The 18,001-nt window shown below is 63.1% G+C and carries 15 protein-coding genes and 1 pseudogene; 10 read left to right on the top strand and 6 right to left on the bottom strand.

The genetic code is table 11. The features are described from left to right. Positions 1-365: pseudogene (gene gyrB, locus IFT60_RS19525) on the top strand (DNA gyrase subunit B); the annotation flags it as partial. 53 nt (positions 366-418) lie between these two features. Here gyrB and IFT60_RS19520 read toward each other — a convergent pair. Next, positions 419-1,705, bottom strand: a complete 1,287-nt coding sequence (locus IFT60_RS19520) for an MFS transporter (RefSeq protein WP_192054671.1) — start codon at positions 1,703-1,705, stop codon at positions 419-421. 336 nt (positions 1,706-2,041) lie between these two features. Continuing rightward, positions 2,042-2,446: a very short patch repair endonuclease gene (locus IFT60_RS19515; RefSeq protein ID WP_192054669.1), complete on the bottom strand. Its 405-nt coding sequence runs from the start codon at positions 2,444-2,446 to the stop codon at positions 2,042-2,044. 262 nt (positions 2,447-2,708) lie between these two features. Between IFT60_RS19515 and IFT60_RS19510 the strand changes: the two genes are divergently transcribed. Beyond that, positions 2,709-3,905 carry a DNA cytosine methyltransferase gene (locus tag IFT60_RS19510; protein WP_197986398.1) on the top strand — a complete coding sequence of 399 codons (1,197 nt, stop codon included), beginning with the start codon at positions 2,709-2,711 and terminating at the stop codon, positions 3,903-3,905. A 5-nt stretch (positions 3,906-3,910) separates the two neighbouring features. Here IFT60_RS19510 and IFT60_RS19505 read toward each other — a convergent pair whose 3' ends face one another. From IFT60_RS19505 to IFT60_RS19490, 4 genes are all read right to left on the bottom strand, one after another. After that, positions 3,911-4,591, bottom strand: a complete 681-nt coding sequence (locus tag IFT60_RS19505; RefSeq protein ID WP_192054666.1) for a GIY-YIG nuclease family protein — start codon at positions 4,589-4,591, stop codon at positions 3,911-3,913. A 202-nt stretch (positions 4,592-4,793) separates the two neighbouring features. Next, entirely contained in the window at positions 4,794-5,945 is a 1,152-nt protein-coding gene (locus tag IFT60_RS19500) for an acyltransferase family protein (protein WP_192054664.1), read from the bottom strand. Between the two features lie 133 nt (positions 5,946-6,078). After that, complete coding sequence (locus tag IFT60_RS19495) at positions 6,079-6,642, bottom strand: flavin reductase family protein (protein ID WP_192054662.1); 564 nt, start codon at positions 6,640-6,642, stop codon at positions 6,079-6,081. A gap of 2 nt (positions 6,643-6,644) precedes the next feature. Continuing rightward, a complete protein-coding gene (locus IFT60_RS19490) occupies positions 6,645-8,273 on the bottom strand; it encodes an ATP-binding domain-containing protein (RefSeq protein WP_192054659.1) in 1,629 nt (542 codons plus the stop codon). Positions 8,274-8,405: 132 nt separating this feature from the next. Here IFT60_RS19490 and IFT60_RS19485 point away from each other — a divergent pair, with 132 nt between their 5' ends. The 8 genes from IFT60_RS19485 to IFT60_RS19450 all read left to right on the top strand — a co-directional run bounded on the left by IFT60_RS19485 (position 8,406) and on the right by IFT60_RS19450 (position 17,999). Further along, positions 8,406-8,876 carry an Rrf2 family transcriptional regulator gene (locus IFT60_RS19485; protein WP_192054656.1) on the top strand — a complete coding sequence of 157 codons (471 nt, stop codon included), beginning with the start codon at positions 8,406-8,408 and terminating at the stop codon, positions 8,874-8,876. Beyond that, a complete protein-coding gene (locus tag IFT60_RS19480; RefSeq protein ID WP_192054653.1) occupies positions 8,854-9,765 on the top strand; it encodes an NAD(P)/FAD-dependent oxidoreductase in 912 nt (303 codons plus the stop codon). Before IFT60_RS19485 ends, IFT60_RS19480 begins: the two co-directional genes overlap by 23 nt. Before the next feature lie 90 nt (positions 9,766-9,855). Then, positions 9,856-12,315 carry a PAS domain-containing protein gene (locus IFT60_RS19475; RefSeq protein ID WP_192054651.1) on the top strand — a complete coding sequence of 820 codons (2,460 nt, stop codon included), beginning with the start codon at positions 9,856-9,858 and terminating at the stop codon, positions 12,313-12,315. Between the two features lie 100 nt (positions 12,316-12,415). After that, positions 12,416-14,287 carry an AI-2E family transporter gene (locus tag IFT60_RS19470; protein ID WP_192054648.1) on the top strand — a complete coding sequence of 624 codons (1,872 nt, stop codon included), beginning with the start codon at positions 12,416-12,418 and terminating at the stop codon, positions 14,285-14,287. 66 nt (positions 14,288-14,353) lie between these two features. Beyond that, the gene (locus tag IFT60_RS19465; protein WP_192054646.1) at positions 14,354-15,001 is read left to right on the top strand and encodes an HAD hydrolase-like protein; all 648 of its coding nucleotides are present in this window, start codon (positions 14,354-14,356) and stop codon (positions 14,999-15,001) included. Between the two features lie 270 nt (positions 15,002-15,271). Then, positions 15,272-15,739 (top strand): MarR family winged helix-turn-helix transcriptional regulator, encoded by a 468-nt coding sequence (locus IFT60_RS19460; RefSeq protein WP_192054644.1) that lies wholly within the window; start codon positions 15,272-15,274, stop codon positions 15,737-15,739. Then, the gene (locus IFT60_RS19455; RefSeq protein WP_192054641.1) at positions 15,736-17,796 is read left to right on the top strand and encodes an FUSC family protein; all 2,061 of its coding nucleotides are present in this window, start codon (positions 15,736-15,738) and stop codon (positions 17,794-17,796) included. Before IFT60_RS19460 ends, IFT60_RS19455 begins: the two co-directional genes overlap by 4 nt. Then, positions 17,793-17,999, top strand: a complete 207-nt coding sequence (locus IFT60_RS19450) for a DUF1656 domain-containing protein (RefSeq protein ID WP_192054639.1) — start codon at positions 17,793-17,795, stop codon at positions 17,997-17,999. Before IFT60_RS19455 ends, IFT60_RS19450 begins: the two co-directional genes overlap by 4 nt. Positions 18,000-18,001: the final 2 nt, after the last annotated feature.

Below are 18,001 nucleotides of genomic sequence, written 5' to 3'. Positions count from 1 at the left end.
GCGTACTGGCGAATGCCGCCGCCACCTTCCAGGGCCTGATGGGCGAAGGCGCCATCATGCGCCGCGGCGACGGCGAGAAGATGAAGGAATTCGCCGTGCGCGAATTCCATGAAGCGATGATCTGGCTGCGTGAAGAAGCCGAGCGCGGCGTGTCGAAGCAGCGTTACAAGGGTCTGGGCGAGATGAATCCGGAACAGCTGTGGGAAACCACGATGGACCCAACCGTGCGCCGCTTGCTGAAAGTGCAGATCGAGGACGCGATTGCGGCGGATCAGATCTTTACGACGCTGATGGGGGACGAGGTGGAGCCGCGCAGGAATTTCATCGAAAGTAATGCGCTGCAGGCGGGGAATATCGACGTCTGATTTTTCGGCAGCTCATCAAAAAGCCAACCCACGAGGTTGGCTTTTTTTCGTTCTCAGCTTTCTTCGGGAATCGGGTCAGTCACCAAGAAGTGATAGCACATCGCACTCATGAAGGCGATGCCAGCGCCCGTTAGCAAGGCTGGCACAAAAGACCAAGCCTGCGCAATATAGCCGGTGAGGATCGGCGCCAGCGCGCCGCCGAGAAAGCCGCCGAAGTTCTGCAGGGCGCCGAGCGAGGCGATTCGGCTACGCGGCGCCACCGCCGTGACGAGCGACCACGAGCATGCCGACGAGGCATTCGCCAGGAAGATCACGATCGAGATACAGGCCACGGCGACGGTATTGCTCTCGACCAGCGCGGCCGGAATCGTGAACGCCACCATGCCCAGCATGGACACCACCACTGCCCGGCGCCGGCTGGCGACTGGTGACGCCGCATGGCGCGTCACCCGGTCGGATGCCCAACCCGCCACCAGTGCGCCGGCAAAGCCACACAGGAACGGAACCGAGGCAGCGAACCCTGCCTGCGCCAGTTCCATATGGCGCTGGGTACGCAGATAGCCGGGCAGCCAGGTCAAATAAACCCAGTTCAGATAGACCGAGCCGAAAAAGCCGAGCAGCATGCCCCAGGTGGCGCGATACCGGAACAGCGCGCGCCAGGATGCAAAACTCGTCGCCGGCGCCGCCCCGGCCGCCTGCCCTTCGTCGAGATAAGCACGTTCGGCTTCGGACATCTGCGCACGAACTGGATCGCGGTACAGGCTGACCCAGATGAGCGCCGCGACCAGGCCGAGAGCACCTGTCATGAAGAAGGCCCAGTGCCAGCTGGTCGCCAGGATCAGCGGCGTCAGGATCAGAGGCGCAAGCGCGACACCGAGCGGCGATGCCGAGTTGTAGATGCCTGTCGGCGTGCCGCGTGCGCGTAGCGGAAACCAGTTGCTCACAACTCGTGCCGCCGCCGGAAATTGTGGCGCTTCCCCGATCCCAAGCACGATGCGTGCGACCACGAACCAGCCGAAACTAGCGGCGAGTCCGCCTGCCGCCTGCGCCACCGACCAGATTACCAGCCCTGCGCCGAGCAACCAGCGCGGGCCGATCTTGTCGACCAGGGCGCCGACTGGCAGCTGGCAGAGCGCATAGCTCCAGGAAAATGCGGAGAGCAGCAGACCCATCTGGCCGAGCGAGAGGCCGAGGTCGGCGCGGATGTATTCGTTGGCGACGGCCAAGGTGGCGCGGTCGAGGTAGTTGATGACGCCGGTGAGGACTAGCAGGATGAGGGCGACCGTTTGGCGGCGGCGGATGCGTAGGGGCGCGGCTTCGTAGGCGGAGGTAGCGTTCATTTCAGAATGCTACCAAATGAGCGTTGATAGGATGAAAGTTTTCTGAGGCTGCGATACCTCCACATGTACATCACCGAACCGCAACTGTACAATAGGCAGGTTGGTCCCAACGAGCGCTACCTGAAGGTAGAGGAAGCTCACACATGTAAAACAAAGTGCTTAGGCGCTACTGATCCTGGACAAAGTGCCGTCCAATAAGCGCGTAATTCCTGCCAATGGTTTTTTGTTAACGCACCACGTTTCGCCCCGACCGGAGTTATCATCCGGACGAGCCCAACCGCCATGATGAACGCCGTTGAACTCGACTGCAAACCGGAAAACGTGCCGTGCTCGGTTCTATGAAAGGAATTCTCCGATTCTTGTCATAAGCTCAGGATCGCGCAGTTCGCATTCCCACAGCACCATTACCCTCCATCCAGCGTCTACCAGAGCATGCACATTACGTTCGTCCCGCGCTTTGTTGGCACTAAGCTTAGCCATCCAAAAATCGACTCTTGATTTTGGAATTCTGGCATGTTGGCACGCAGGATGGGAATGCCAGAAGCAACCATGAACAAAAATTACTTTTCTACGACCAGAGAAAACAAGATCAGGCGAACCTGGCAAACCTCGAACATGCAGTCTGTAGCGGAACCCTGCACCGTGAATCATGCGACGTACCAGCATCTCAGGCCGGGTGCCCTTGCTCCGAACGCGGGACATGATGTCGCTTCGCATAGCAGCACTAATACTGTCGACCATTCTTGCTCCTTACAGCCGCTCGCTACCCCAAGCAGCATTCGCTAGCATTGATACGCCTCAACGAGGCTGAACCTCTTAGTTGGGGGAAGACGACAGATTTTTAAAGGTGCGCGCTAACACATGACGCACCTTATTTGGAATACTGTACAAACATACAGTAAAATGGCGTCATTCTGATTGCCAACCCACTTACTCTTATTTTTAGGAACGTTCGAGCGTAGTGTTTCAATTAACTTGACCCTATTTGTAGAACGAGAATGCTATGCCAATTAACTCGATTGAACTATTTGCTGGTGCTGGAGGATTAGCCCTCGGGTTCTCCAGTCACGATGTAATTCACAAGGCGATCGTAGAGTGGAACACACATGCGTGCAACACTATTCGACTCAACAAAGCCGAAAATGTCGACCCAGTAGCACATTGGCCTGATGTCAGTGAAGGGGATGTGCGGCAGTTCGATTATAGCCGCTTTAAAAATATTGACCTTATATCTGGGGGACCACCTTGCCAGCCGTTTTCACTTGGCGGAAAACACGGAGGCTTCCTTGACGTACGTGATATGTTTCCACAGGCAATCCGCGCTGTGCGTGAAACGCAGCCCCGTGCTTTCGTATTTGAGAACGTTCAAGGGCTTACCCGCTCTGCATTCTCGGACTATTTCAAATATATCCTATTGCAACTGACCTTCCCCTCGCTTGCTGCTCATGAGGGAGAAGAATGGTTAGTTCATCTATCGCGCCTTACTGAGCACAAAGCGTCAGGAGCGGCGAATGAGTATGACGTCGAATGGAAGTTGGTTAACGCCGCAAACTACGGTGTTCCACAAAAACGTATGCGGGTGTTTTTTGTAGGCTTCCGTAGAGATCTAAAGATAAAATTTGAATTCCCCTCGGAAACGCATAGCCAACACGCGCTACTCTATTCACAATGGGGAAGCGGTGAGTATTGGCGTGATCATCAGGTTGCAACAAAGGATCAGCCAAAACGACCAGTTAATATTGATCGCGTCCTGAAAGCGATCGAAAAAGCACATGCTGAGCGAGCACTCGAACGTTGGCAAACTGTTCGAGATGCGATCCGTGATTTACCTGACCCTGAGTTCAGTTCGTCTCTCCCATTGGTGCAAGCTCACAAATTCCAGCCTGGCGCGCGCTCATACCCAGGACATACTGGGAGCCCTTTGGATGAACCTGCAAAGGCGCTAAAAGCTGGCGACCATGGAGTTCCCGGTGGTGAAAACATGCTTCGCCGCCCAGATGGCAGCATCCGTTATTTCACAGTCAGGGAATCTGCAAGGATCCAAACATTTGATGATTCTTTCATTTTCGAAGGAACTTGGTCTGAAACCATGCGGCAACTCGGCAACGCAGTGCCGGTTCGATTAGCAGCCGTCATGGCAGGAGCGGTATGCGCTCACTTGAAGAGGTTGGATCAGAGAGCTCTGGACTTAGCGGCTTGATCAAATCAAGGATTGATTTCAAGCCCATGCGGATAACGTTTGCTTGTCTTGTAGAGTACCATTCCGTAGCTTATGATGGCTCCGCGCCAGCCGTTGCCGAGATGGCTAACAATAACTTGAAGTAGGTTATTTGCAGCAGGCTCAACCAACGCCACATCAATTCTCCCCGCAAGCTCGTCTGTCGGAACGTCGTACCGGAATACATAGGGCAGCTGGGATTTCATTGCAGCTAGCAAATGTCCCAGCTCAACGGTACCGTCTTGATCCAACCGAAGATTGATGCGAAAATTTTCGATAATTGGATGCTGCTGGTCGAACTTACCAGGCTTGGTTGTATCCCGCTCTTGTCCTGGATCTTTCGGGCCAAAGCCCGCTCCATTCCACATGCTAGCGTTCTGCTCTTTAAATAAACCAATCAATATACTTTCATTGGCAGCAGTGCTCATGCTTTTATCAAGTAACAAAGCCTTATAAGCGAGCAGGCTTAGATCGATGTTACGGCGTCCTCGCAGCTTGGCGAGGTGCTGCGACAATCGATCCTTAACGTTATTTGCCTTACCTATATACCGTGGAGCGCCGTTGTAGATCAATAGATATACTCCTTGCGCGGAGCGTGCATCTGCTTGAAATTCCTGTAAGTTCGCAATAGCGAGGTCGTTGAGAGGCGAAGCAGGCAGCGCTTCCAACGTATCCTTAAGTTGATAAGAAACTGTGCGAAGGAAATCGAAAACGTATAAGGAGTGCAAGTGGGGACCAAGTAGATGAGAAAAATATATACTACCTCATCAACACGGAACCGGCAAACTTGACTGTTGCGCTTTACATGGCTTAAGGGAATAAGCTAAATTATTTAGATGCTAGTTCATAGAGGATCAGTAATACTAGAGCTCATCGCAACACAATATCCTTTGCCGCCAACCCACGGAGCGCCTGCACCGCTCGCGATCCACCAGTTATCCGGGTCATTCGACCCAGCGGCGCTTCCACGCAACGGAAGAACATCGCGCCACCAGCAATACTAGCAGCCCATGCAACCACCGTCCCGATCAACTGCCACCCCGCCTGCGCTGGCACGAATTTATTAAAGCCGGAATTTACTATCAGGCAAACCGGAAAGTGCACAAGGAAGATCGAATACGAATTCTTGCCGAGCCAGTTCGCAACCGACCATCCAGCGCTTGAGCAAACCCTCACCCGCCCCAGCAACATCAGCACACACGCCACGCTTAGCGCCACCGCAATCCGGCTCCTGAAATCCAGCATCAACGCCACCAACGTCGGCACCGCCATCATCAAGAACAGCAGCAGCACCGCCCGCGGCCGGCGCGCCGCATCGCCCGCCCACCACGCCAGCATACCGAGCCCGTAACTGCCAAAGAAATACGGCGCCCACACATCCCAGTCCGCATCCCGGTTGAAATAGAACAGCGAGGAGACAACAACGACCGTCAGCACGCCAGGCACCAACCATAGCCTATGTGGACCATTAAACAAGCGCCCGCACAGCCACAGCAGCAACGCCGCCCCCGCATACAACTGAAAATCGATCGCCACATACCAGGCTCCAGCCGACAGCGATTCATACCCCAGCACGCTGTGCAGCAACAGCACATGCGCCGCCAGCTGCGACACGCTCGGCGCAGCGGAAATCGATTCATGCGTCATCCACATGGATGCAATGGCAGAGGCGCCGGCAGCGAGCAATGTGGCGACAATGAATGGCGGCGCCAGCTTGACGTAACGCCGCCATATCGCAGAAAGAGGATTACCCGGCCGCGCCACCCCATCCGGCGCCAGCGATTTGGCGGCGAGGAAGCCGCCGATGACGAGGAAGACCTGCACGGCGATGCGTGCGTCCCCGGCCAGCCAGTCGAATAGCGCCGGCGCCAGCGGCCGCGCGTGGTCCGCCATCGGCCCATAGAAGGCCAGGTGATGCAGCACGATCAGCTGCGCGGCGACCGCCTTTAACAGATTGATGAGTACAAATTGTGTTTGCTGCGACCCCGCTGCTGCGGGCGCTATGCGATCTTCTACTGCCATCCACATCCCGACGCTATCTTCAACAATGCTTCCCGACCCTACCGAAGCAAACTTGCTGCCGATACCGCCGACCGGCCGCCATCATAGCCGAGCGTGCCAAACTGTTACCACTCCGTACACAGTTTGAAACATGTTAAGGATCGAGCGCCAGGATCGCGGGCGTGCGGCGCCGCATGATTTTGTCCGGCACAAGGAATGTGCCGCCGCCCGCGTAATGCAGGGTGCGCGGATGGCGTGGCGTCGGTGCGACCCGCGCCGCGATCACTTCCCAGATGAAGAAGTTGTATTGATCGACCAGCCTGTCGTCGTGCAGGCGGCAGGCGAACTGCGCGTGGCATTCGGCGATGCCTGGCGCCGCGATACCCTGCTGCTGCTCCGGGCTCAGGCCGAGTCGTTCGAACTTGTCGCCGTCGCGTCCGGAACTGGTGCCGATCGCGACGACCTCGTCGATCAAGGCTGTTGTCGGCAGGTTGAGGACGCACTCGCGGCTGCGCCGCACCAGTTCGAAGCTACGGTTGCCCGAGGCGATCACGCAGCCGACCAGCGACGGCGTAAATTCCATCACCGTATGCCAGCCCAGGGTCATGATGTCGCGCTCGCCTTCATGGGCTGAACTCAGGAGCAGCAGCGGCCCGGACTCCAGGTAGCGCCGCACCTGTTCGACCGGGAAGTCGCGCTTGTTGACCTGGCGCCCCATGCCTACATGCGGTCCAGCAACTGCAACGACGCCCGATCACTCATCACCAGCACCAGTTTCAGCCTCGCCCGCGTCATCCCCACGAACAGTTTGCGCAGCACCGTCTCCGTCATTTCCTCGAAATCGATCTCGGTAAAAATCAGCGCCGGCGCGGATTGGCCCTTGAAACGGTAGACCGATTCCGCCAGCAGCCCGCCTTCGCGGAATACCGGGTTGCCGAACAGGTCATACGCGCCCGTGAACGATTTCAGCGTATGCGCGTCGCTCAGCTTATCCAGGTTGAGGATGGCCGACTTTTCGCGGCCGCGAAAGGAACACAGGGCGATGTCGTGGCGGCCGAAGCCGGCGGCCAGGCAGGAGGTGACCGCGCGCCGGGTCTGGGCCAGCATGGCCTCGACGTCGCCTTCGGGATAGGTCAGTTCCTCGATGTCCGCACCCTTGAAGGGACTGCCCGCTTCCACCGGTTCGCGCGCGGCGCCGATCGATTTCAGCATCTGCACGATCTGGCGCGGGCTGCGGTAGTTGGTGTCGGAATGGAGTTTCACCCAGCCGGGCAAGGCGACCATCTGCTTGCCATATAAATTCTGGTCGGGGTCTTCGAGCCAGATGGCGCGGCCGTCCGGCTTGACCATGCCGAGCACGATGTCGCGCCAGCTGGTCGAGAAGTCCTGGCCTTCGTCGACGATGAGCACGTCGTATTGCCAGGTTTCGGGCAGCGCTACTTCGGCCAGCGCGGTTTCGATGTCGTTCCAGACCGCGGGCGAGCCGTAGTCGGGCGTCTTGTCCTGGGCGCGCATCCAGGCGTCGCACAGCATGTGGAAGGTGGAGACGCGCCCGCCCGGCGGCACCAGCCGCTCGATGTGGTCGGCCAGCGGGCGGTTGAAGCAGACGTACAGCGGGCGCAGGCCGGCGTCGAGCGCGGCCTGGTATTCGGCCAGCGCCAGTTGCGTCTTGCCGCTGCCGGCGGTGCCGACCACGCGCAGGCGAAATGGTGAAAACTCGAGCCGGCGCGCCCAGGTGGCCAGGCCGCCGGAGAGGCGCGTCACCATTTTGGTGGCCGAGCCGATCATCGAGCTGGGGTCGGGGCGCAGGCTGAGGGTGTCGCCGAGGAAGCGGGTCACCTTGTCGAAGTCGTCGGTTTTATCGGTGATCGGCAGCGCTTCGCGGATGATCCGGCCGATGCGGCCCTTGTTGGTGGCGTCGATGATGTGGCTGGGATCGATGCCGGCCAGGTGCGGGTCGCGCACGGTGTAGTCGGGGCAGTACAGCAGGTAGTCGATCGACAGTTCGCCGTTGTAGCGCCGCGTGAGCCCTTCGATCGTGTGCAGGATGTGGGCGTGGATTTTACGGGGCTTGCCCTGGAAGTTCTTCAGCAGCCCATCGCGGGTTTCGTTGAGAAAGCCGGCGACCTGCTCGATCAGCAGCATGCGGCCGTTGGGGGCGAGGATGATGAAGTCGACGTCGCCGTACACCGAGTAGCCGTTCTCGACATTGGTCCAGTGGACGCCGTGGTAGATGTGGTACGGCGTGTCGCTGAGGCGCTGCTCGAGCAGGGACAGGGTTTCGATCTCGCGTGCGGCATTTCCGGTGACGGACATCTCGCGCCAGCCGGCAGGATGGATTTGGGCCATGGATCGACGCTTCGCAGAAGGGGAAGATGTCAAGATTGTAATGCTGTTCGACGGAAGGAAACACACCATTGAATACGCGACGCAGATAAACCCTCCGTGCACGCCGCGCCGTTTTGTACTATCATAAGTTACATGAGACGCGATTCCCGACTTTCCTCGATCCTGCACCTGCTGCTGCACATGGCCCACAGCGCACGCCCCCTCACTTCGGAGGAGCTGGCCGGCTTCCTGCAGACGAACCCGGTGCTGGTGCGGCGCACCTTGGCCGGCCTGCGCGAACGGGGCTACGTCGGCTCCGGCAAAGGCCATGGCGGCGGCTGGACCATCACGGCGGATTTAAAACAGGTATCGCTGCGCGACATCTACGAGGCGGTCGGCGCACCGACCGTGTTCGCGATGGGTAACCGGGTCGACCATCCGGAATGCCTGGTCGAGAAGGTAGTGAACCAGTCGCTGGCGAGCGCCTTCGACGAAGCCGAGGCGTTACTCATCAAGCGCCTGAGCGACGTTTCGCTGTTTGAACTGTCCGAACGCTTCAATGCGCACTATGCAGAACATGCGCAGCACCTGGGGGAACACCATGCACGTCACAACGACACCTGAATTCGACGCCATCGTCATCGGCGGCAGCTATGCCGGCCTGTCGGCCGCCACCCAGCTGGCGCGCGCGCGCCGCCGCGTGCTGGTGATCGACGCCGGCCAGCGCCGCAACCGCTTCGCCCACGCCTCGCACGGCTTCCTGACCCAGGACGGTACCGAAGCCGCCGTCATCGCCGCCACCGCGCGCGGCCAGCTATTGAACTATCCGAACGTGCGCTGGATCGAGGGCACCGCTGCGCAGGCTCAGGCGCAGGGCGACGGTTTTATCGTCACACTGGCCGACGGCACGGCCTGCACGGGCCGGCGGCTGGTGCTGGCCACCGGCGTGCGTGACGAACTGCCGCCCATCGCTGGCTTGCAGGAGCGCTGGGGCCGCAGCGTGTTCCACTGCCCGTATTGCCACGGCTACGAACTCGATGCCGGCGCCATCGGCGTGCTGGCCGCCGGTCCGCTGTCGATGCACCACGCGCTGATGCTGCCCGACTGGGGCACGGTGACCTTGTTCCTGAACGGCGCTTTCGAGCCAGATGCGGCGCAGCTGGCGGCGCTCGACGGGCGCGGCGTCACGCTCGAGCGTACGGCCATTGCCCGCATTGACGGCGCGGCCGACGTGGTGCTGGCGGACGGGCGCATGCTGCCGATGGCGGGCCTGTTCGTCGCCCCACAGATGCATGCGGCCAGCCCGATCGCGGCGCAACTCGGCTGCGCGACCGAAGATGGTCCGATGGGCGCGTTCGTCGGCACCGATGCGATGCAGGCGAGCAGCGTGCCCGGCGTGTTCTGCTGCGGCGATATGGCGCGCGCTGCGGGGAATGTCGCTTTTGCCGTGGCCGATGGCGCCATGGCCGGCGTGGCGGCGCACCGGTCGTTGATGGAACTGCATCCGGCTTGAGGCTGGCACGCAACAGACAAGCGTGCGTATCATGGCTGAGCTAGAATCGTGGTCTTTCCACGATGCGGCGCGTACACGATGAAGTCCCCGATGAAGTCCCATCAGGCAGGATTGACTTTCGGCGGACTGAAACACGTGCTGGCCGATGCAGTACGCGGCGCCTCGTACGACGTCATCCTGCAAAGCCTGCTCGACGAGGTGCGGCGCCTGATCGGCGAAGAGGCGTGGTCGGCTTTCTACGCGCTCGACGCATCATCCGGCCGCCTGCGCATGACTGCCGCATCGGGCATGCCGGCCGCATTTGCCGCCGCCCTGGCCGAGCTTCCGGTCGGACCGCAGGAAGCCTCGTGCGGACGCGCGGCCCACAGCGGCCAGGTCGTCATCGTCGAGGATGTCCTGTGCGAGCCGCTGCTGCGGCCCTATCTCGGCCTGGCGCAGGAACACGCCGTGCGCGCCTGCTGGTCGTTTCCCCTGCACTCGCCGGGTGGCCGGGTGCTCGGCACCCTCGCCTTCTTTCACGGCGTGCCGCGCGCACCGGATACAGCCTTGGCCGGCGAGATCGGCTATTTCACCGACCTGCTGGCCCTGCTGACCGAACGCCACCTGCGCGAACAGGAAAACGCGGCGCGCCATGACGAGGCCGCGCATGAACTGGCCGCCATGGCGGAGGAATCCGAACGCCGGCGCAGGCTGTACGAAACCGTGCTGTCGAATACGCCGGACCTGGTCTACGTGTTCGACCTCGAGCACCGTTTTACGTATGCGAACGCGGTGCTGCTGCAGATGTGGGGCCGCAGCTTCGAGGAATCGGTCGGCAAGACTTGCTGGGAACTGGGCTACGAGCCGTGGCACGCGGCCATGCACGACCGCGAAATCGAGGAAGTCAAGGCCACGAAAATGCCGATCCGCGGCGAAGTGCCGTTCGATGGCGCCTTCGGGCGGCGCATCTATGATTACATTTTCGTGCCCATACTCGGGCCGGACGGCGAAGTCGAGGCGGTCGCCGGCACCACGCGCGACGTCACCGAGCGCAAGCGCTTCGAGGAAGAGCTGAAAGGCAGCGAGCTGCGCTTCCGCACGATCACCAACGCCATGCCGCAGATGGTGTGGACGGCGCTGCCCGATGGCGCGATCGACTACCACAACCAGCAGTTCGATCAATTCGTCGGCTGCCAGGCGGGCGCGGTGGCGGGCACGACCTGGGCCGAAGACCTGGTACATCCGGACGACCAGCAGCTTGCGCGCGAACGCTGGGCGCACAGCGTCGCCACCGGCGCCACCTACGAAATCACGCTGCGCATGCGCTATCACACCGGCGAATACCGCTGGGTGCTGGCGCGCGCCCTGCCGCTGCGCAGCGAGAGCGGCGAGATCGTCAAGTGGCTCGGCACCGACACCGACATCCACGAAGCCAAGCTGAACGAAGAGGCGCTGCAGGAAGCGCACCACCGCAAGGACGAGTTCCTGGCGATGCTGGCGCACGAACTGCGCAATCCGCTGGCGCCGATCAGCGCCGCGGCGCAAGTGCTGCGCCTGGCGCCGAACAACCCGGACAAGGTGCGCCAGTACAGCGAGGTGATCTCGCGCCAGGTCAGCCACATGACGACGCTGGTCAACGATTTATTGGACGTCTCGCGCGTCACGCGCGGCATGGTGCAGCTGGAAAAGGCGCCGGTCGACGTGAAGGCCGTGGTCACCAGCGCCGCCGAACAGGTGCACCCGCTGGTCGAAGCCGGTAAGCATACGCTGGCGCTGCAGCTCGGTTCGGCCCCGGCAAGCGTGCTGGGCGACCGTGCGCGCCTGATCCAGGTGACTGCCAACCTGCTGGCGAACGCCGCCAAGTACACGCCGCCGGGCGGCCACATCACGCTGGCGCTCGACGTCGCCGACGGTGTGGTCCGGATTGCGGTGACGGACAACGGCAACGGCATCGAACCGGCCCTGCTGCCGCAGGTGTTCGACCTGTTCGTGCAGGGCAAGCGCACGCCGGACCGGGCCCAGGGCGGCCTCGGGCTGGGGCTGGCGCTGGTGAAGAACATCGTCGGCATGCATGGCGGCCACGTGGCCGCGCACAGCGCCGGGCCTGGCCAGGGCAGCAGGTTTACGGTGGCGCTGCCGGCCATTGCGCAGCCGGCGCGTGCCCCTGCTCCGGTGCCGGCACCGCTGACGCCGGCGGGCCGCGCGCTGCGCATCATGCTGGTCGACGACAACGTCGACGCCGCCGCTACCCTGTCCGCCCTGCTGGCCGCCGCCGGCCACACGGTGCAGGCGATCAACGACCCGCGCGACGCCGTCGGCGCGGCGCTGGCGCAGCCGCCCGACGTGTTCATCCTCGATATCGGTATGCCGCTGATCGACGGCCACGCGCTGGCGCGCCAGCTACGCGCGCAACAGCCGCTGGCGCAGGCGCTGTTCGTGGCGCTGACCGGCTACGGCCAGAGCAGCGACCACGAATCCTCGCGCCAAGCCGGCTTCGATTGCCATTTCGTGAAACCGGTCGAGGCGGCGCGCTTGCTGGCCACTCTCGCCTCACAAGCCGGCGCCACCTGATCGTCGGGTTTGTCATTAATGCTAGACTGCTGGCGCCGGCAATAGCACGCCGTTGCCACACCGTTACCATGCCCAGCACTGCCGGAGTTCCAAGTTCCCGATGCGCGAATCAAGCCTGTTGAACAACCTCACCGCGAGTTCGGTCGTTACCGCTTCCTGCTTCCTCGGGCTGCTGTATTTCGGGCGCGACGTGCTGGAGCCGCTGGCGCTGGCGACGATCCTGAGCCTGGTTCTGGCGCCCCTGATCCGCTCGCTGCGCCGCATCGGCCTGCCGCGCCTGCCGGCGACGCTGCTGTCGGTGCTGCTGGCCGGTACCTGCGTGGTCGGCGTCGGCACCATCCTCGCATTCCAGCTGGTCGCCGTGACGCGCGACCTGCCCGAATACCGCGCCGCCATCCGCTCCAAGATCGAGCGCGTGCGCGAGATCACCGAGCGCCCGTTCGCACGCCTGGAAGCGGAACTCAGCGCCGTGGCGCCGCAGTCTCCCTTGCCGCCGCTGCCGCCGGTCACGGTACGGCGCGGCACGCTGACCACCGGCGCGAACCAGCCGCTGCCGGTGGAGATCCGCGCGCCGCGCGCCACCACGCGCGACACCCTGGCGCGCCTGTTCGCGCTGGCCTGGGGGCCGATCGGAGAAACCGGCCTGGTGCTGGTGCTACTGATTTTTATCCTGCTCGAGCACGAATCGTTGCGCGACCGCGTGATCCGCCTGGCCGGCCAGGCCGAGATCAGCCGCACGGTGCGCGCCCTGTCCGATGCCACGCGCGGCGTGTCGCGCTTCTTCCTGTCGCAGTTCGTCATCAATCTGACGTTCGGCGCGCTGGTCGGCGTGCTGCTGTGGGCCTTCGGGGTGCCGCATGCGGTGCTGTGGGGGGCATTATCCGGCCTGCTGCGCTTCGTCCCCTACGTCGGCATCATGGTGGCGGGCGTGCTGATCGCCATTTTCGTGGCGGCTATCGATCCGGGCTGGTCGCTGGCCCTGTCTTGCCTGGCGCTGTTCATTTCGCTGGAACTGGTGGTGGCGCACGTGGTCGAGCCGAAAGTGTACGGCCACAGCTCGGGCCTGTCGCCGCTGGCGGTGATCGTCTCGGCGCTGTTCTGGGGTGCGATGTGGGGGCCGGTCGGGCTGCTGCTGTCCACGCCCCTGACGCTGTGCCTGGTGGTGGCCGGGCGCCACGTGCGCGCGCTGGAACCGGTGACGATCCTGCTCGGCGACGTGCCCAACGTGAATGTGGCCCAGCGCTTTTACCAGCGCGTGCTGGCCGGTGAGACACACAGTATCATTTCCGACGCGCGCAGCTACCTCGACCGCCACAGCTTCGCGCGCTATTGCGACCAGATCCTGTTGCCGGGGATTTCGATGGCCGCCGCCGAACAGCGCAGCGGCCAGCTGGAAACCGGACAGATTGCCCACATCCGCACCACCATCGCCGACGTCGCCGCGACGCTCACGCCGGTCTCGAGCGCACCGATGAGGAAGCGCCGGCGCGGGCGCGTGTCGCTGCTCGATGCGAATGTCGGCGCCCACCTGCGCCAGATGCGCGAAGCACGCCTGGGACGCTGGCAGGGCTCGCTCGACGTGCCATCGCACTCGATCGTGCTGTGCGCCGGCCTGGGCACCGAACGCGACGACCTGCTCACCGAACTGCTGGTGCGCGCCTTGCGCGAACTCGACGTCGACGCGCGCAGTGTCGTCATCGGCGCCGACCAGGATAATCCCGGGCCGGACAAGGCCGACCTGGTCTCGACCGTGTTCCTGATCTATCCGGTCGAATCGATGCTGGAAGCGTGGCAGCGCGTGGCCGACGAATTGCGCGCGGGCTTGCCGAACGCGCTGCTGGTGACGATCCGCCTGCCCTTTGGCGAAAATGCCGCCAACCAGGCGGTGGTGCAGGAACACGTCGACATGGTGCTGCGTTCGTTCGAGGAAAGCCTGGCCTTCGTCGTGCCCGAGCGCGCCGACCAGGCCTGAGGTGCGACACGAAATGCGCTGCACCGGTACGCGGGTCATGATCGTGCTTGTGTATCATCCGGGAGCATGAGCTACCGTCTTGCCATCTTCGACTTCGACGGCACCCTGGCCGACTCGTTTCCGTTCCTGCTCAGCGTGTTTAACCGCATCGCCGACGAGCACGGCTTTCGCCGCCTCGACCTGAGCCAGGTCGAGCGCCTGCGCCACTACGACACGCGCGCCATGATGCGCCACGTCGGCATGCCCGCCTGGAAATTGCCACTGGCCGCCGCCAGTTTTAAATCCCTGATGCGCGAGAATGCCGGCCAGGTGCGCCTGTTTCCGCAGGTCGACACCGTCTTGCGCGAACTGGCGCTGTGCGATATCAAACTGACCATCGTCTCTTCCAACGCCGAGGACAACGTGCGCCGGGTGCTGGGGCCGGAACTGGCGCCCCTGATCAGCCAGTACGAATGCGGGATGTCGATTTTCGGCAAGACCGCGCGCATCCGCAAGGTGGTCAAACGCGCGGCGGTAGCGCCGGCGGCAGCGCTGTACATCGGCGACCAGGCCACCGACGCCGAGGCAGCGCGTAAAGCCGGCGTTGCCTTTGCGGCCGTGCACTGGGGCTTTGCGCCGATCGAGGTGCTGCGCAAGGTGGATCCAGAACACGAGTTCGATTTGCCGGCCTCGCTGGCGGCGATTGCAACGCTGCAAGCCAAACGTTTCCCGTAGGGTGGGCTCCGCCCACGCGGTTCACCTGTTGATCAGCTGCGGCTTGTCACACACCTCTCCACGATGATCACACCTTCGTTAATGGCAGACGCGTTGCGGTATGCATCGGTACGACCGCGTGGGCGGAGCCCACCCTACGAAACCTACCCTGCACGATGATCATACCGCCGCGATGCCGGACACGATGCGGGACGCATCGGTGCGATCGCGTTCCAGCAAGAATTTACTTCGCATGCTAAACTTTCATAATCAAACTAAAAGCCGGACCCCATGGACGCCTTCGACCAGACCCTGATCCAATTGACCGCCACGCTGACCCACGCTTCGCGCGCCTATAAATCGATGGCGGACAAGGTGGCGTCGCAGTACAGCCTGTCGCAGGCGACGGCGCTGCCGGTGCTGATCCTCGGCCGCCTCGGCCAGGACGGCGTGCGCCCCGGCGTGCTGGCCGATGCCCTCGGGCTGGAACCGTCGTCGCTGGTGCGCGTAGTCGACCTGCTGATCGAGAACGGCCTGATCGAACGCCACGACGATCCGCAAGACCGCCGCGCCAAGCTGCTGCAGCTGACGCAGGACGGCAAGACCCGCGCCGCGCAGATGGAGGAAGCCCTGATTCCGTTCCGCCGCAGCGTGTTCGACGGCCTGGCCCCGGCCGACATCGCCGCCTGCCTGCGCGTGCTGACACACGTCCAGGCGCAGATCGGCAAGCCGGAGTCCACCGGAGAGAAATTGGCGTGACCTTGTTGTCGAAAAACGAGGCGCTGTTCTCCATTAAAAGTTTTGCGGCAGCGATGCTCGCGCTCTATCTGTCGATGCGCATCGGACTGCCGCGCCCTTTCTGGGCGCTGATGACGGCCTATATCGTCGCCGCCCCCTTCGCCGGCCCGACCCGCTCGAAAGCGGTCTATCGCTTCGGCGGCACCCTGCTGGGCGCGCTGGCCACGGTGCTCATCGTGCCGCTGTTCGCCAACTCTCCCGAGCTGCTGTCGCTGGCGCTGGCCTTGTGGGTCGGCGCCTGCCTGTACGTCTCGCTGCTCGACCGCACGCCGCGCTCCTACGTGCTGATGCTGGCGGGGTACACGGCCGGGCTGATCGCCTTCCCGGCCGTGAACGACCCCGGCACCATCTTCGATATCGCGCTGGCGCGGGTCGAGGAGATCCTGCTCGGGATTACCTGCGCCACCGTGGTCCACTCGCTGTTCTTCCCGCAAGGCTTCGGGCCGGTGCTGCTGGCGCGCCTCGACCACGCGCTGCGCGACGCGCAAAGCTGGATCGCCGACGCGCTGGCGCCGGCGGGCACGGCGAACGCCTCGCTCGATCGGCGCAAGCTGGCCGGCGACATCACGGAGCTGCGCATGATGGCGGTGCACATCCCCTTCGATACTTCGCACCTGCGCTGGACCGCGCACGCCATCCACGCATTGCAGGAGAGATTGGCCGCAATGGTGCCGCTGCTGTCCGCGATCGAAGACCGCCTGAAAGCCTTGCGGGGGCTGGGCGCGAACGATGCGTCGGCGCGCTGGCGCGCGCTGCTGGGCGACATCACCGCCTGGACCGGGACTCGCAAGGGCGGCAAGGGAGATGCGCCGCCGGTGACGCCGGCCGCCCTGCGCGCGGCCATCGATGCGCTGACGCCGGCGCCGGCGCGCCACGCCGATTGGCGCGACCTCCTGCAGATCAACCTGGGCGCGCGCCTGCGTGCGCTGGTCGACGTCTGCGTCGACACGCAAGCGCTGCGCACCCATATCGGCGCCGGTACCGCCGGTACGCTGCCGCCGGCCGCCTACGACCTGCCGGCCGTGAAACCGCAGGCGCTGCACCTGGACCGCGGCATGGCGCTGGTCTCGGCCGCCGCGGCGGTGATCGCCACCCTGGCCGGCTGCGCGTTCTGGATTGCGACCGGCTGGCCGGCCGGCGCCGCGGTGCCGATGATGGCGGCCGTGATGTCCTGCTTCTTCGCCACCCAGGACGACCCGGTGCCGTTCATCAAAGGTTTTCTGGTGTGGACGATTTATTCGGTGCCTTTATCCGCCTTTTATCTGCTGGCGGTGCTGCCGGCGGTGCACAGCTTCGAGATGCTGATGCTGGCTTGCGCTCCCGCCTTCCTGGTGCTCGGCGTGCTGATTGCGCGCCCGGCCACTTTTGGCCGGGCCATGCCTTTCCTGTTCGGCATCGCCGGCACGCTGGCGCTGCAGGACACGAATACGGCCGATGCCGCCTCCTTCATCAATTCGACGCTGGCGCAGCTGGCGGGCCTGGCCTTGGCGGTGCTGGTGATCGGCGTGTTCCGCAGCGTCGGCGCCGGCTGGACCGCGCGCCGTTTGCTGCGCGCCGGCTGGGGAGAACTGGCCCAGATCGGCGACGGCCGCAACGTGCCCTCGGTGGCGGCATTCTCGGCGCGCATGGTCGACCGCATCGCCCTGCTGACGCCGCGCCTGGCGCAGGCCGGCGCCCAGCAGGATTTGCAGGCGGCCGACGCGCTGGTCGACCTGCGCATCGGCTTGAACATGACGCAGTTGCTGGCCGTGCGCGGGGAACTCGGCCGCAGCCAGGCCGCGCTGTGGGCGCTGCTCGAACACTTGTCCCAGCATTTCGCAGCGCGTCCGCGCGTGGACGTGGTCGAGGACGAGCACCTGCTGGCCTCGATCGACAATGCCCTGCGCTCGGTCAGCGCCGCCGCCGATTCCAGTGCACGGCGCGATGCGCTGGCGGCGCTGGCCGGCATCCGGCGCGACCTGTTCCCGCAGGCGGCGCCCTATGAACCTTCTCCCCTTCTTGACATGGAGATCCGATGATCGGCGAAGTCAGCCTCTATGGCATTTATTTTCCACCGCTGTTATTGCTGGCCCTGCTCGCATTCGGGATGTCTCGCCTGTGCAGCAAGCTGCTCGCGCTCACCGGCTTTTATCGCCACGTGTGGCATCCGGCGCTGTTCGATTTTTCGCTGTTCGTGATGGTGCTGGGCAGCCTGGTTTTTATTGGATCCAACTGGTTTTGAAT

The organism is Massilia sp. CFBP 13721 (assembly GCF_014842025.1).
Taxonomy (GTDB): domain Bacteria; phylum Pseudomonadota; class Gammaproteobacteria; order Burkholderiales; family Burkholderiaceae_D; genus Telluria.
Note: the sequence above shows the minus strand (reverse complement) of the source record. Positions and strands in the feature narration are given on the sequence as shown.